Below are 14,061 nucleotides of genomic sequence, written 5' to 3'. Positions count from 1 at the left end.
GCTGGAGGAGTGCGGCTGGAGAAGCCGCGCGTACCGCACCGTAGCGGCCGGGCGCCGGGCCGGGCCAGCGCGCGTCCGGATGGCGGAGGGCAGCCCTCGAACGGCGGCCATCCGGGCGAACTTCCCCGACCCCCCGGAAACCTCCCGCCCACCCGGCGGGAATGCCTCGCCGCACTGGAACTGCGCGGGACACGGCCCCACCCCGGCCGGTCCGCCCGCCTTCGCCCGAACTCCAGGGCGACGTTGAACGGGAAACCACCCATTTGCACCGTTCCATCATCTATTACTTTTTGTCACGATTAGCGCACTTTCCGTAACACCGTCCCCGTCCCCCCTCCCCGAGGAGCAGAACGTGATCCTCTCGATTTCCGGCATCGTCCTGTTCGGCACCATCGCCTTTCTGTTCTTCCGCAGGGACGGGCTGAAGGTCTCCCACGCCGTCGTCTGCGCCCTCTTCGGCTTCTACGTCGCCGGTTCCTCGATCGCCCCGAGCATCACCGCCGGCGGCGCCAGCCTGGCGAGCCTGCTCGGCGGCCTCAAGTTCTAGCGGTCCACGTTCCAGGCGCTGCCACTCCCCCGCACGGGCCCGGGCGCGGATCCCACCGCCCCGGGTCCCGTCGTACCGGCTCCGCCTCCGCCACCCGACCCGTCCCACTCGCCCGGGGAGTCAAGGAATGCCGCTCCAACGCCATCTCAGCAAGGGCCGCGAGATCGCCCGAACCGCCGGGGACCACGCCTCCGACATGTTCGCCCCGCTCTCCGTGATCGGCCGCGGACTGCGCCACCACGCGGGCTGGGCCAAGGACCGCTGGAACGCCACCCCGAAGGAGCGCCGCGGCCCGACGCTGTTCCTCTCCGCCGCGATGCTGGTCGGCGTCTACCTGCTGCCGCACGGCCTGCTGTTCGCCCTGATCGCCCTGATGGCCAGCTCCGCCTGGGCCGGCCGGGCCCCCAAGCCCGCACCCGCCCCGCCCGCCCCGGACGTCGCCGACATCAAGCTCGGCGCGCTCTACGCGGCGCTCACGCCGTACCTGTGCGGCCCCGAGGACACCAACCCGCTGTACCACTACGAGGGCCACTACAAGCACGCCTTCGACTCCTGGGAGTTCGACGACGAGGGCCGGCTCTCCCGGCTGGAACTCGGCTACCCGGCGTACTTCACCGACACCGAGCCGATCGCGCGGGCCCGGATCGAGCAGGTCGTCCAGGGCAAGGCCGGCCGGGCCCGGGAGTACCGCTTCGACTGGGACGAGGAGTCCAACCGGCTGCGGATCGCCGCGCTCACCCCGCTGCCCGCCGACATCGTCGCCCAGCGCTTCGTGGCCGCCCCCGGCGAGATCGTGCTCGGCTTCACCGACGAGGACGGCACCGCCCGGACCATCCCGGTCGCCCAGGGCGGCGCGATCGCCCAGCAGCCGCCGGTCGTCTGGCGCACCGGCCCCCGCTCGGCCGAGCCGCACCTGCTGGCGCTCGGCGTCACCGGCTACGGCACCTCCAGCCTGATCCGCTCGATCGCGCTCCAGGCGCTCCCGTACGGGGACCTGGTGGTGGTCGACGGCGCGGGCACCGGGGAGCACGCCTGCCTGGTCAACCGGCCCGGCGTGCACACCGTGGAGACCAGCCTGCACGGCGCGCTGGCCGCGCTGGAGTGGGCCGCGCAGGAGACCGAGCGCCGGCTCGCCGCGCTGAATGCCGCCCGGCACGCCGGCACCGCGCCCCCCGAGGACGCCACCCGCCCGCTCTGGCTGCTCCTGGACCACCCGACCGAGCTGAGCGAGCTCGCCCACGCCGAGGGCCGCCCGGACCCGCAGGACCTGCTGGAGCTGCCGCTGCGGCACGGCCGCGCCGCCCGCGTCACCGTGGTGATCGCCGACGACGTCGAGGCCAGGGGCCGGATCACCTCGACCGTGCGCTCCACCACCCGGGCCCGGGTGGTACTCGGCCCCACCGGGCCCGAGGAGGGCCACGCCGTGCTCGGCGCACCGCTGGACATCGTGCCCGCCGCGCACGCCCCCGCCGGCCGCGGCTACGCCCGGATCGGCAACGGCACCCCCGTCCGGCTCCAGGTGCCCGCCACCGTCGACCCGCTGGACGAGGAGGCCCCGGCCCAGCTGCGGGACGCGGTGATCGCCCTGCTGCCGCACCGCGACACCCGCACCGAGGCCGCCGCCGACCTGCCGCCCCGGCCGGAGCGCCCGCCGGTGGTCCTGCCCGCCGATCCGGCCCCCCTGGCCCACCCGGTCGACCTCGCCAAGGGCGAGCCGATGATCCGTTCCCGCCCGATCTCCTGACCGCGGCGGGCGGGGGCGGCGGCGGTCGTCGAATCCCGCCCCGGTAGGCTCGTCACGGAAAGGCCGACCGATCACCAGATGTGAAATATGTGACACCTAGGGTGATATCCACGGCCAGATGTGACAAATCGGGCGCCGATGGGTACAAACAGGGGCGGCACGACAGACGACGCATGTCCCCGGACGGGAATCTTCGTCGGAAGCCGAGCGTTGACCGAACGACGAAGAACAGCGACCACTAGTCCTGTGGGCCATAAGCCCGGGAGGCACGATTCATGAGCGAGCGAGCTCTCCGCGGCACGCGACTCGGGGCCACTAGCTACGAGACCGACCGCGGTATCGATCTGGCTCCCCGCCAGACCGTCGAGTATGCATGTCAGAACGGACACCGATTCGAGGTTCCTTTCTCGGTCGAGGCGGAGATCCCCCAGGCCTGGGAATGCCGCTTCTGTGGCCAGGAGGCGGTACTTCTCGACGGCGACGAGCCGGAAGAGAAGAAGGTCAAGCCGACGCGTACCCATTGGGACATGCTGATGGAGCGCCGGACCCGTGAGGAACTGGAGGAGGTACTGGCCGAGCGACTGGCCGTGCTCCGCTCCGGCGGAATGAACCTCGCGGTACACCCGCGGGACACCCGCAAGAGCGCCTGACCTCGCTCCCGCCACGGCGGGAGGACGCGAAAAGGGACCCTGGTCACCAGGGTCCCTTTCGCGTTCCCGCCTCGCCTTCCCGCGCTCCCGGGAAGGCGAGGCGAGGCCGGCTCTCGCGTTCCCGGGAGGGGCGGTCAGCCCGAGATCGGCGGGCGGTAGGTGGTGTCCGGGCCCTGCGGACCGCGCGGGCCATCACCGGGCTCCACCACCTCGCCCTGGATCACCTTGCCGTCCGGGCGGTGGATGCGCAGCTGCTCCTGCAACCGCATCGCGTCCGCGAACGGATCAGCCCCGGTGGCGACGGTGCTGCGCAGCGCCTTGTCGGCCACCCGGCGGCCACCGGCCCGCCAGAGCGCCCGGGTGGGCGGGAACAGCAGGGTGAGCGCCACCAGGTCCGACAGGAAGCCCGGGACGATCAGCAGCAGGCCCGCCAGCACCGTCAGGCTGGTGCCGGTCTCGGGCTGCTCGGACTTCGGGTCCTTGCTCTGCTCGATCGCCGCGGACAGCGCCTTCAGCCCGGCCCGCTTGATCAGCGAACCGCCGATCAGCGCGCCCGCGACGAGCAGCAGCACGACGACGAATCCACCCAGCCACGAGCCCACTTGGACCAGCAGCCAGATCTCCAGCACCAGCCAGGCGGTGATCAGCAGCGGCAGCACCCGGCGGAGCTTGCCGCGCGGGGCCGGACGGGCGGGGGTAGCTTGCTGGGTCACGGTACGAATCCACTCCAAGCAGTGCTCTGCGCGCCGCACGGGAGGTCCGGGCCGGCTACGGCACCACCTGGTCCAACGATTCCCCCGCGGCCGGTGTTCCGGCGCCGGCCTTCCGTCGGCGGCCGACCAGCACGCCCGCGCCGCAGGCCAGCAGGCCCGCGAGGGCCAGCGTCCACTCCGGCGCGGCGCCGACCCGGTCGGCGACCGTGGTGCCGTCGCGCAGCGGGACGACCGCCGACAGCTCGGCCGCGGTCAGCTCCTCGGTGCGCTGCTGGACCGTGCCGTCCGGGGCGATCACCGCGCTGATGCCGCTGGTGGCGGCGATCAGCACGGCCCGGCCGTGCTCGACCGCGCGCAGCCGGCTCATCGCGAGCTGCTGCTCGGGCTGGCCGGTCTTGGCATAGGTCGCGTTGTTGGTCTGGACCACCAGGACGCGGGCGCCGCTGTCCACGGTGTCGCGGACGATCTCGTCGTAGGCGACCTCGAAGCAGATCACGTCGCCGATCCGGGCCGGGCCGAGCTGCATGACGCCGTTGTGGTCGCCGGGGTAGAAGTCCCGGGCGACCCGCTGGAGCCGGGTGATCACCTTCATCAGCTGGGCGCGGAACGGCACGTACTCCCCGAACGGGACGGGGTGCTGCTTGGTGTAGGAGGCGCCGGGGCCGGTCTTCGGGTCCCAGACGATGCCCTCGTTCTGGACGTGCTGCGCGTCCGGGCCGTCCACCAGGGTACCGACCAGGGTGGGCACGCCGACCGTCTTCACGGCCTGGTCGATGCGCTGGTAGGCGAGCGGGTCGCTGAACGGGTCCAGGTCGGAGGAGTTCTCCGGCCAGATCACGATGTCGGGGCGCTCGACCTTGCCGGCGGCGATGTCCGCGGCCAGCCGCTCGGTCGCCGTCGCGTGGTTGTTGAGGACCATCATCGGGCGGCCCAGGAAGTCCATGCCCGGGTTGGGCACGTTGCCCTGGACGATGGCGACCTTCACGGTGTCGGCCGGCGCGGTCGGCACCGGCACCAGGTACCCGGCCAGCAGCGCGGCCACCGCGCCCAGCCCCGCCAGCGCGGCGGCCCGGGGCGTCTTGCGCGGCCCGCGCAGGCGCAGCGCGGCGCCGGCGAGCAGGGCTCCCGAGAGCGCGACCGCGAAGGTCACCAGCGGTGCGCCGCCGAGCGCGGCCAGCGGCGTGAACGGGGTCGCGGTGTTGGCGAAGGCCAGCCGCCCCCACGGGAAGCCGCCGAACGGCAGCCGGTCGCGCGCCCACTCCTGGGTGATCCACAGGCAGGCCGCCCAGAGCGGCCAGGCCGGCAGCCGGGAGGTGAGGGCCAGACCGCCGCCGAGGACGGCTAGGAACAGCGCCTCCACGACCGACAGGCCGACCGTCGCGTCCCAGCCGACCACCCGCAGCCAGCTGAGCAGCAGCAGGAAGAACGGCAGGCCGAAGGCGAAGCCCGTCCAGGCCGCCTGGCGGACGGTACGGCCCCGGGTGAGCAGGGACAGCGCGGCGACGCCGAGCAGCGACAGCGGCCACAGGTCGAAGGGCGGGAAGGCGAGTGCGAGCAGCAGACCCGCCAGAGCCGCGAGGCCGGTGCGGGGAAGGCCCGCCCGGACCTTGGCGACGGCGCGGGCGGCCCGGCCGGGCCTGGGCGCCGACTCCGCCGGCTCGGGTGCGGCCCCCGGCCGCTCCTGGGTGACGGGCATGGCCACCGGCGCACCATCTTCCTGGATCTTGCTGTTCGGACGCTGTCCGAAGAAGGTACCCCGGAAGGTCAGGGAAGCGTGAGGTCAGGGTGGTAGCAGGGTCAGCGGCTCACGGCCCGGCGGGCCTTGCCGCACACGCCCCCGACCGGGCGGCGGGGTCGGCGGCGTGGTGCTGCCCGCCCAGGGGCTCCGGCGGAAGTCCGGGGCGGGCAGCTCGCGGGGGACGGTGAAGCCGGCGGGGACCAGCGGGGCGGTCGTCCCCCGGGGGTCGACCCACGGCCGCCGGGCCGCCGCTTCGGCCGGGTTCACGCGGGTCTGCTCGGCTCTACTCGGCGGCGCGGTGGACGGTGCGGCCGCGGACGACGGTGCGCAGGCAGGCCGGCAGCGGGTGGCCGGGGGTGAGGTCGGGCAGGCCCGGGGTGCCGGAGCGCGGGTCGGTGGACCAGCCCGCCACCCGGGAGTCCGGGGCCTGGACGACCAGTTCGTCGGCGGCCCAGATCGCGTAGCTGGCGACGGCGCCGGGCACGAGCACGCCGTCCTGGTCGCGGCCGATCGCGCGCCAGCCGCCGCGGGTGTGCGCGGTGAAGGCCGCGCGGACGGAGATCCGGTGGTCCAGGGTCTGGTGGAAGGCGGCCGCGCGGACGGTGCCCCAGGGGTCGAACGGGGTGACCGGGGCGTCCGAGCCGAAGGCCAGCGGCACACCGGCCCGCAGCAGGGCGGCAAAGGGGTTGAGCGCGGCGGCCCGCTCGGCGCCGAGGCGCTGGACGTACATGCCGTCCGGGCCGCCCCAGGCGGCGTCGAAGGCGGGCTGGACGGAGGCGGTGAGGCCGAGCTCGGCGAAGGCGGCGACGGACTCGTCGTCCAGCGCCTCGGCGTGCTCGACGCGGTGGCGCAGCGCCTTGACCCGCCCGGCGCCGACCCGCTCCCCGGCCGCCCGGACGCCGTCCAGGACGGCGGCCACGGCCGCGTCGCCGATGGCGTGGAAGCCGGCCTGGAGCCCGGCCTCGGTGCAGGCGGCGACGTGGTCGGCGACCTGCTCGGCGGTCAGGTAGGCGGTGCCGGTGTGCTCGGCGTCGGCGTAGGGGGTGTGCAGGCAGGCGGTGTGCGAGCCCAGCGCGCCATCCGCGAAGAGGTCGCCGCCGGCGCCCACCGCGCCGAGCCTGCGGGCCGTCTCGACGCCGCCCAACTCACCCCAGTAGCCGAAGACTTCGGGGCCTTCACCCTCGGCGGCGAGGGCCAGCAGGGCGGCCAGGTCGGCCTCGGAGGAGATCTCCGGGCCGGCGCACTCGTGCAGCGCGCCGATGCCGAGTTCGGCGGCGCGGGCGAGGGTGGCGCGCTGGGCGCGGCTGCGCTGCTCGGGGGTGAGGTGGGCGAGCGCGGTCCGCCGGACGACGTGGTGGGCGTCCTTGGTGAGCGGGCCGTCCGCGGCGTGGCCGGGGCGCTCGGCCAGGCCGGGGGCGAGGGTGCGCAGCGCGGTGGTGGCGAGCGCGGAGTGCACGTCGGTGCGGGAGAGGTAGAGCGCGGCGCCGCGGGCGGCGGCGTCGAGTTCGGCGAGCGTGGGCGGGCGGCCCTCGGGCCAGCCGGTCTCGTCCCAGCCGTGGCCGATGAGCACCCCGTCGGGCTCGGGCCGGGCGTCGACGAAGGCGGTGACGGCGGCGAGGGCGTCGGCCAGCGAGGGGCTGCCGGTGAGGTCGAGGCCGGTGAGCGCCAGGCCGGTGGCGGTGGCGTGCACGTGGGCGTCGACGAAGGCGGGGGTGACCAGGGCGCCGTCCAGCTCGACGATCTCGTCGGCGGTGGCGGCGTACGCCTCGGCGGCGCCGTCGCTGCCGACCCAGGCGATGTGCTCGCCCTCGACGAGCATCGCGGTGGCGAAGGGGTCGGCGGGGCTGTAGACGGCGCCGCCGCGCAGCAGGACGGTCCGGGAAGTGCGTTCGGTCATGCCGCTAAGTCTGCACCTGCGGGGTTCGTCCTCAGAGCCTCGGGGGTCGCGCCTCGTAGGGGGTGGAGAGGACGACGGTGGTGCGGGTGGAGACGCCGGCGGCGCTGCGGATGCGGGCGAGCAGGTCCTCCAGGTCTCCCGGGGCGCCGACGCGCACCTTGAGGATGTAGTTCTCGTCGCCGGCGACGCTGTGGCAGGCCTCGATCTCGGGCAGGCCGGCCAGCCGTTCGGGGGTGTCGTCCGGGGCGCTGGGGTCGAAGGGCTTGACCGAGATGAACGCGGTCAGTGCCAGGTCGACGGCGTCGGGGTCGATGATCGCGGTGTAGCCGCGGATCACCCCGCGCTGTTCGAGGCGGCGCACCCGCTGGTGCACCGCCGAGGTGGACAGGCCGGTGGCCTTGCCCAGGTCCGTGTAGCTCATCCGGCCGTCCTCTAGGAGCAGCTGGACGATGCGTTGGTCGAGATCCTCCACAGTGCGCAAACCTACCCGGTCGGGGGCACGGGGGGCGCACGCGGTGTCACATCGGGTGCCCGCAGGTGTCACGCGGGCAAATGCCAGGCGAATGTGGCAGTGGATGTGGCCAAGGACACACCCGGTGCATCACGGTGCACCGGACCGCAGGGTTATGAGCCCGAATCGGAGGGAAGTGCTGGTTGTGGCCCCGGGCGACCACGCCGGGCCCGATCCGAGGGGGATCCTCATGCCGACTGACCAGCGTGCCCTGGGCGCCGACGAGACCGACGATACGACCGGCCGCGACGACCTCGCGGTCGATCACGGCCACGTCCCGGGCATCGACCCGGGCGAGGCCGAGACCTGGGACATCTTCCGGGTGCACTGCCCCGAGTGCCGCCGCCCGATCGCCCTGGTGGCCGACGAGGAGCGGCTGCCGCAGCACGCGCTGCTGCCGACCGCCTGGAACCCCTTCACCCCCGCGCTGTGCCCGGGTTCGGGCACGCCGACCGACGACCTCGCCGAGGTGGAGACCCCGGAGGACGCCCAACCCGGCGTGCTCGACGCGCTGTTCAGGCTCCCCACCGAACTCGACTGGCGCACCCAGCCGTTCTCGCACGCGGTGGCGCACCGGCCGACGCGGACCGCCGTCGTCGCCCCGGCCGTCCCGGTCATCTCGGCCATCTCGGCCATCCCCGAGCAGCGCCGCCGCCTGGTCCGGCGCTGATCCGCCGGCCCGCGCGGGCGGGTTGCTGATCCGCCCGCCCGCGCAGGCGGGTTGACGCAGGATCGAAGACGCCTCCGGCCGTCACTCCGCACCCTGGAGTGACGGCCGGAGGCCGTTTGTGGGGGGGCTCAGCCCCTGGTGAGGTGACGGCCGATCACCAGGCGCTGGATCTGGTTGGTGCCCTCGACGATCTGCAGCACCTTCGCCTCGCGCATGTAGCGCTCGGCCGGGAAGTCCTGCGTGTAGCCGTAGCCGCCGAGCACCTGGACCGCGTCGGTGGTCACCCGCATCACGGCGTCGGTGCAGAACAGCTTGGCCATCGCCGCCTCCTTGGAGAACGGCAGGCCCGCGTCCCGCAGCCGGGCGGCGGACAGGTAGAGCGCCCGCCCGGCCTCGATCTGGGTGGCCATGTCGGCGAGCATGAAGGACAGGCCCTGGAAGTCGGCGATCGGGCGGCCGAACTGACGGCGGGTGCGCGCGTAGTCGACCGCGAGGTCGAGCGCGGCCTGGGCGACGCCGACCGCGCAGGCGGCGATGCCGAGGCGGCCGGAGTCCAGTGCGGCGAGCGCGATCTGGAAGCCCTGGCCCTCCTCGCCGATCAGCCGGTCGCGGGAGACCCGGGCGCCGTCGAAGTGCAGCTGCGCGGTCGGCGAGGAGCGCATGCCCATCTTGTGCTCCGGCGGGGCGGCCGACAGGCCCTGTGCGTCGCCCGGGACGAGCAGGCAGCTGATGCCCTTGGAGCCCTCGTCGCCGGTGCGCACCAGGGCGCTGTAGAAGTCCGCCCGGCCGCCGTGGGTGATCCACGCCTTGGTGCCGTTCACCACGTACGCGTCGCCGTCGAGGTCGGCGCGGGTGCGCAGCGCGGCCGCGTCCGAACCGGACTGCGGTTCGGAGAGGCAGTAGGCGCCGAGCTGCTCGCCGGAGAGCATTCCGGGCAGCCACCGGCCGCGCTGCTCCTCGGTGCCGAAGCCGGCCAGCGCGTGGCAGGAGAGGGTGTGCACGCTCACCCCGAGGCCGACGGCCAGCCAGCCGGCCGCCAGCTCCTCCAGCACCTGCAGGTACACCTCGTAGGGCTGCCCGCCGCCGCCGTACTTCTCGTCGTAGGGGAGGGAGAGCAGGCCTGCCTCGCCGAGGGTGCGGAAGACCTCCCGCGGGAAGCGGCCGGCGGCCTCGTCCTCGGCCGCGCGGGGCTGCAGCTCGCGCTGGACCAGGTCCCGGGTGAGGCTCAGCAGCTCGTGGGCCTCCTCGCTGGGCAGCTGGCGCTCCACGGCTTTCACTGGGGACGGGGTCATGGCGGCGGTCGCCTCCTCGATCGGGCACCGGAGCGTGGTGTGGCTGGTCCGGCGCGGGTGTGGCAGGTCGGCCCGACCGGCACCGGATTACGGTGAACGGCCGTTCACAGGCATGGCGATGCGAGTATGCCGGAAACCCGCGCCGCCGTCACGATCACCCAGGAGTAACTGGACGGACTGGTGGGCTACGGCACCGTAGGGTTGCCGTTGTGGCTGCTTCCCGACCCCTCTCCCCCGCCCTTCCACCCGTTCCCGGCGACGCGGTGGCCTCGCTCGCGGCGGAGCTGCGCGCACTGCCGCCCTCCTGCGGGCCGGTGCGGCTGGTCGCGGTGGACGGGCACGCGGGCTCGGGCAAGACGACCTTCGCCGGGCGGCTGGCGGCGGCGCTCGGCGGGGCACCGGTGGTCCACCTCGACGACCTGGCCACCCACGCCGAGCCCTTCGGCTGGACCGGGCGGCTGCGCGAACAGGTGCTGGAGCCGCTGGCGGCCGGCCGGGACGGCGCGTACCGGGTGTACGACTGGACGCTGCGCCGCTTCGCGGGCACGGCCGCGGTGCCGGTCGCCCCGGTGGTGCTGGTGGAGGGCGTCGGCGCCGGACGGCGGGCGGTGCGGCCGTGGCTGGCCCGGGTGATCTGGCTGGAGTTGGACGCCGCCTCGGCCCGGCGGCGCGGCGAGCAGCGGGACGGGCCGGATCTGGCCGAGTTCTGGGCCGGCTGGGCCCGGGCCGAATCGGCGCATTTCGCCGCGGATCCGAGCCGTCCGTTCGCCGGGACGCGGGTCGACGGGGTGACCGGGCGAATCACGCCGGGCACCGTGGGTGAACCTTCAACAAGCCCTTGACCTGCGCTGTCGCCAGGATTTAGGTTCTCCTCAGCCGCCGGAACGGGATGTTCCGGCCGCCTCGGACCCGGCGTCCCCGGCTTGTTCCCCCGTGAGCCGGGGGCGCCGTCCGGTCCTTTCCGAATCGCGCTCCCGCACCCCCGGTCCAGGCCCCCACCCGCTCAACGACCGCTCACACGATCGCATTTGACTCCGTGGGCGCCCTTCCGGATCAGCGCCACGCCGGTACGATTCCTCGCAGGCGCAGATGCGCCCGGGGGCTTTCGACCACCGGCCCGGCTGCACGCAGGCGACCTGCCACCGAGCCCCGGGCCAAGCCGCGGGGGGCGTGAGTGACGACGGTGGACAGTTCGGACAGCAACGCGGGCGGCCCGGACCGGCTCGCCGAACGCGCGTGGCTGCGTGCCATGGACGCGTACACGGCGGGCGCGTACGCCCGTGCCGAGGAGGAGTTCCGCGCGGCCGTCCGGCTGGACCCGGGCATGGCCGACGCCTGGCTCGGCCTGCACGCGCTGCGCAGCGACACCTCGGCGGCGCTGCTGGCCATGTACCGCAACCAGAAGCGGTTCGGCGAGCAGCGGCGGCGCCACCGCCGCCCGCTCAGTTCCTGGTACTGGCTGGGCTGGTGGGTGCAGCCCGTCCTGGAGGACGCCCGCGACCTGGCCCTGGCGCACGCCTCGCACTGGCTGGACGGCCGCCACCTGGCCGAGCTGGACCGGGCGCTGGAACAGTGCCCGGCGCCCAGCGAGGACCCGTCCGCCCAGTTCCTGTACGCCTGCCGGTCCTATCTGCTCAAGGACTGGGAGCAGTTGATCCGGGACACCGACCGGCTGCTGGACGACCCGCTGCTCGGCATCGAGGCCGGGTTGTTCGCCGGCATGGCACGGGTCCGGCTGGACATGTGCGCCCAGGCGCAGGCGCCGCTGGCCGCCTCGCTGGCCCGCTGCCGCTCCGAGCAGCCCCAGCGCAAGGAGCTGCGGTACTGGCTGGCCCGGGCGTACGAGGGGGCCGGGCGCAGTGCGGCCGCGCTGCCGCTCTACCGGGCGGTGCACCGGGCCGATCCGGTGTTCATGGACACCGCCGCGCGGCTGGCCGCGATCGCGGCGGAGGACGGGTTGGCGGACGACCTGCCGGACGCCCTGCTGGACGGCGGCCTGCCGGCGGGCGGGCGGTCGGCCGGGTACGAGGACACCGCGCCGGACGAGGCGGACGAGACGGACGAGGCGGACTTCCAGGACGGGGCCGGGTACGCCACGGCGGGGGGCTTCGGCGACGCGGCCCCCGGGTTCACCGAGGGCGCCGGGTACACCGGCGGGGTCGGATTCGTCGAGGGCGTCGGGTTTCTCACGGGGCCCGGCCCGGGCGACGCCTCCACGGCGGACCCCGCGCCGCAGGCGGCCGGCGAGCGGTCGGGTTCGCCGGGCGGCTCCGCCACCCCGCTGCCGGCGCCGGTCCGCGCCGAGGCCCAGCCCCGCACCGCTCCACTGCCCGCCACCCAACCGGTCGACGACGAGCGCGAGTTGGACGCGGCGCTGGCGGAACTCTCGCTGATGGTGGGCCTGGAGCCGGTCAAGCGCCAGGTGCGGGCGCTGTCAGCGCAGCTGCGGATGTCCAGACTCCGGGCCGCGCAGGGCCTGCCGGTCCAGCCGCCCAAGCGCCACTTCGTCTTCTCCGGCCCCTCCGGCACCGGCAAGACCACCGTGGCCCGGATCCTCGGCCGGGTCTTCCACGCCCTCGGACTGCTCTCCGGCGACCACCTGGTGGAGGCCCAACGGGCCGACCTGGTCGGCGAGTTCCTCGGCCAGACCGCGGTCAAGGCGAACGAGCTGATCGATTCGGCACTGGACGGCGTGCTGTTCATCGACGAGGCGTACAGCCTCTCCAACTCCGGCTACACCAAGGGCGACGCCTACGGCGACGAGGCCCTACAGGTGCTGCTGAAACGCGCCGAGGACAACCGCGACCGTCTGGTGGTGATCCTGGCCGGCTACCCCGAGGGCATGAACCGGCTGCTCGCCACCAACCCCGGCCTCAACTCCCGCTTCACCACCCGGGTCGACTTCCCCAGCTACCGCCCGAACGAGCTGACCGCGATCGGCGCCGCGCTGGCCGGCCGGGACGGCGACGGCTGGGACGAGGACGCGGCCGAGGAACTGGCCAGCATCTGCGCCCACGTGGTCCGCGAGGGCTGGATCGACGAACTCGGGAACGGCCGGTTCATCCGCACCCTCTACGAGAAGTCCTGCGCCTACCGGGACCTGCGGCTCTCACTGCTGCGCGAGCCGCCGGGCCGGGAGGACCTGGCGACCCTGCGCCTGCCCGACCTCGTCCAGGCCTACGGGGAGCTGATCGACGGCCGCGGCTGAGACCAGCTCCCCGGGCTCGCGCCGGGATCAGCCCCGGAGCAGCTCGGCCTCGCGCTCGGGGTCGAGTCCGACCTTCGGCCGGTCGGCGCGCCGCGGGGCGACGCCGCCGATCGACCGCAGCCAGGCCCAGGTGTCCTCGACCGTCTCGCCCACCGGCCGGCAGCGCAGCCCGGCGGCGACCGCCCGGTCCACGGACGCGCCGTGCAGGAAGTCGTTCAGCTCTCCGGGCGCCAGCCAGATCGGCAGCTCCGTCCACGGCTCGACGCCGGCCGCCAGGATGCGCTCGGGGTCGGTCCAGCGCAGGTCCGCGTCCGAGCCGGTGACCCGCACGCAGGCCTCCAGCAGCTCGCCCGTCGTGGTGTGGCCCGCCGGGCTGACCACGTTGCACGCGCCGCCGAGCCGGGCCGCCGACGCGTCCAGGAGCCAGCCCGCGAGGTCGCGGACGTCGATGTACTGCAGCGGCAGGTCGTACGGGCCGGGGGCGAGCACCGGGCCGCCCCGGGCGATCCGGTTCAGCCACCAGGGCAGCCGGCCGATGTTCTCGTGCGGGCCGAGGATCAGCCCGGCCCGGGCGAGCAGGGCGCGCCCGCCGAACTCCGCCTCCAGGGCCAGTTCGGCCCCGCGCTTGGCCTCGGCGTAGGGCACCTCGCCCTCCGCGTCCGGGGACGACTCGACCACCTTCGCCGACTCGTCCGCCCCGCGCGCCAGCGGGTAGTCGTACACCGACCGGCTGGAGACGTACGCGTAGTGGCCGACCCGGCCGGCCAGCAGCCGGGCGCTGTCACGCACCGCCGTCGGGGCTCCGGACCAGGTGTCCACCACCGCGTCCCACTCCCCCGTGGCCAGCGCCGCGAGCCCGCCCTCGGCGGTGCGGTCGCCCAGCAGTGCGGTCACGCCCGCGGGCGCGGGCTGCGTACCCCGGTTGAGGGCCGTCACCTCCCATCCCCTGACCAGCGCCTCCTCGGCGACGACCCGTCCGACGAAATTCGTTCCACCCAGCAGGAGAAGCCTCATGCCGACCACCCTGCGCCCAGGGTGGTCGGCATGGGAACGGCTGAACGCCGAGAGCAGAATCGCCCGCGGCGGACACG

Annotated in this window: 12 protein-coding genes; 6 read left to right on the top strand and 6 right to left on the bottom strand. The window is 74.4% G+C overall.

From position 1 onward, the window contains the following. The first annotated feature begins 352 nt into the window (after positions 1-352). From AB0O19_RS28765 to AB0O19_RS28755, 3 genes are all read left to right on the top strand, one after another. Entirely contained in the window at positions 353-547 is a 195-nt protein-coding gene (locus AB0O19_RS28765) for a hypothetical protein (RefSeq protein WP_063346460.1), read from the top strand. Positions 548-674: 127 nt separating this feature from the next. Further along, positions 675-2,291, top strand: coding sequence for a hypothetical protein (locus AB0O19_RS28760; RefSeq protein ID WP_363623632.1), 1,617 nt, complete (start codon positions 675-677; stop codon positions 2,289-2,291). Between the two features lie 275 nt (positions 2,292-2,566). Then, a complete protein-coding gene (locus AB0O19_RS28755) occupies positions 2,567-2,941 on the top strand; it encodes an RNA polymerase-binding protein RbpA (protein WP_030306127.1) in 375 nt (124 codons plus the stop codon). A 134-nt stretch (positions 2,942-3,075) separates the two neighbouring features. Here the strand turns inward: AB0O19_RS28755 and fxsA are convergent, their stop codons facing one another. The 4 genes from fxsA to AB0O19_RS28735 form a co-directional block, all read right to left on the bottom strand. After that, positions 3,076-3,654: an FxsA family membrane protein gene (fxsA, locus tag AB0O19_RS28750; RefSeq protein ID WP_363623630.1), complete on the bottom strand. Its 579-nt coding sequence runs from the start codon at positions 3,652-3,654 to the stop codon at positions 3,076-3,078. 55 nt (positions 3,655-3,709) lie between these two features. Beyond that, positions 3,710-5,350 carry an apolipoprotein N-acyltransferase gene (gene lnt / locus AB0O19_RS28745; RefSeq protein ID WP_363623628.1) on the bottom strand — a complete coding sequence of 547 codons (1,641 nt, stop codon included), beginning with the start codon at positions 5,348-5,350 and terminating at the stop codon, positions 3,710-3,712. A 325-nt stretch (positions 5,351-5,675) separates the two neighbouring features. Continuing rightward, complete coding sequence (locus AB0O19_RS28740) at positions 5,676-7,289, bottom strand: amidohydrolase (RefSeq protein WP_363623627.1); 1,614 nt, start codon at positions 7,287-7,289, stop codon at positions 5,676-5,678. Between the two features lie 31 nt (positions 7,290-7,320). Beyond that, positions 7,321-7,761 (bottom strand): Lrp/AsnC family transcriptional regulator, encoded by a 441-nt coding sequence (locus AB0O19_RS28735; protein ID WP_350883567.1) that lies wholly within the window; start codon positions 7,759-7,761, stop codon positions 7,321-7,323. Positions 7,762-7,990: 229 nt separating this feature from the next. On the opposite strand from AB0O19_RS28735, the gene AB0O19_RS28730 reads away from it, so the two are divergent. Continuing rightward, a complete protein-coding gene (locus AB0O19_RS28730; protein ID WP_363623625.1) occupies positions 7,991-8,470 on the top strand; it encodes a hypothetical protein in 480 nt (159 codons plus the stop codon). Positions 8,471-8,598: 128 nt separating this feature from the next. Here AB0O19_RS28730 and AB0O19_RS28725 read toward each other — a convergent pair whose 3' ends face one another. Further along, on the bottom strand, positions 8,599-9,762 hold the full coding sequence (locus tag AB0O19_RS28725) for an acyl-CoA dehydrogenase family protein (RefSeq protein ID WP_363623623.1): 1,164 nt from the start codon (positions 9,760-9,762) through the stop codon (positions 8,599-8,601). A 263-nt stretch (positions 9,763-10,025) separates the two neighbouring features. On the opposite strand from AB0O19_RS28725, the gene AB0O19_RS28720 reads away from it, so the two are divergent. Both AB0O19_RS28720 and AB0O19_RS28715 read left to right on the top strand, forming a co-directional pair. Next, positions 10,026-10,604: a hypothetical protein gene (locus AB0O19_RS28720; protein ID WP_363369767.1), complete on the top strand. Its 579-nt coding sequence runs from the start codon at positions 10,026-10,028 to the stop codon at positions 10,602-10,604. Positions 10,605-11,011: 407 nt separating this feature from the next. After that, entirely contained in the window at positions 11,012-12,970 is a 1,959-nt protein-coding gene (locus AB0O19_RS28715; protein ID WP_363581901.1) for an AAA family ATPase, read from the top strand. A gap of 27 nt (positions 12,971-12,997) precedes the next feature. On the opposite strand, the gene AB0O19_RS28710 is transcribed toward AB0O19_RS28715, so the two are convergent. Then, on the bottom strand, positions 12,998-13,984 hold the full coding sequence (locus AB0O19_RS28710) for an NAD-dependent epimerase/dehydratase family protein (protein WP_363623621.1): 987 nt from the start codon (positions 13,982-13,984) through the stop codon (positions 12,998-13,000). Positions 13,985-14,061 lie beyond the last annotated feature (77 nt).

This window comes from Kitasatospora sp. NPDC091276, assembly GCF_040684355.1.
Taxonomy (GTDB): Bacteria; Actinomycetota; Actinomycetes; order Streptomycetales; family Streptomycetaceae; genus Kitasatospora.
The sequence above is the reverse complement of the archived record's forward strand: the minus strand, read 5'-3'. Positions and strand labels throughout refer to the sequence as shown.

Coding starts and splice junctions, on each gene's coding strand:
- AB0O19_RS28760 (WP_363623632.1), top strand. CDS start 675: ATGCCGCTCCAACGCCATCTCAGCAAGGGCCGCGAGATCGCCCGAACC.
- AB0O19_RS28755 (WP_030306127.1), top strand. CDS start 2,567: ATGAGCGAGCGAGCTCTCCGCGGCACGCGACTCGGGGCCACTAGCTAC.
- lnt (WP_363623628.1), bottom strand. CDS start 5,350: ATGCCCGTCACCCAGGAGCGGCCGGGGGCCGCACCCGAGCCGGCGGAG.
- AB0O19_RS28740 (WP_363623627.1), bottom strand. CDS start 7,289: ATGACCGAACGCACTTCCCGGACCGTCCTGCTGCGCGGCGGCGCCGTC.
- AB0O19_RS28730 (WP_363623625.1), top strand. CDS start 7,991: ATGCCGACTGACCAGCGTGCCCTGGGCGCCGACGAGACCGACGATACG.
- AB0O19_RS28725 (WP_363623623.1), bottom strand. CDS start 9,762: ATGACCCCGTCCCCAGTGAAAGCCGTGGAGCGCCAGCTGCCCAGCGAG.
- AB0O19_RS28715 (WP_363581901.1), top strand. CDS start 11,012: ATGGACGCGTACACGGCGGGCGCGTACGCCCGTGCCGAGGAGGAGTTC.
- AB0O19_RS28710 (WP_363623621.1), bottom strand. CDS start 13,984: ATGAGGCTTCTCCTGCTGGGTGGAACGAATTTCGTCGGACGGGTCGTC.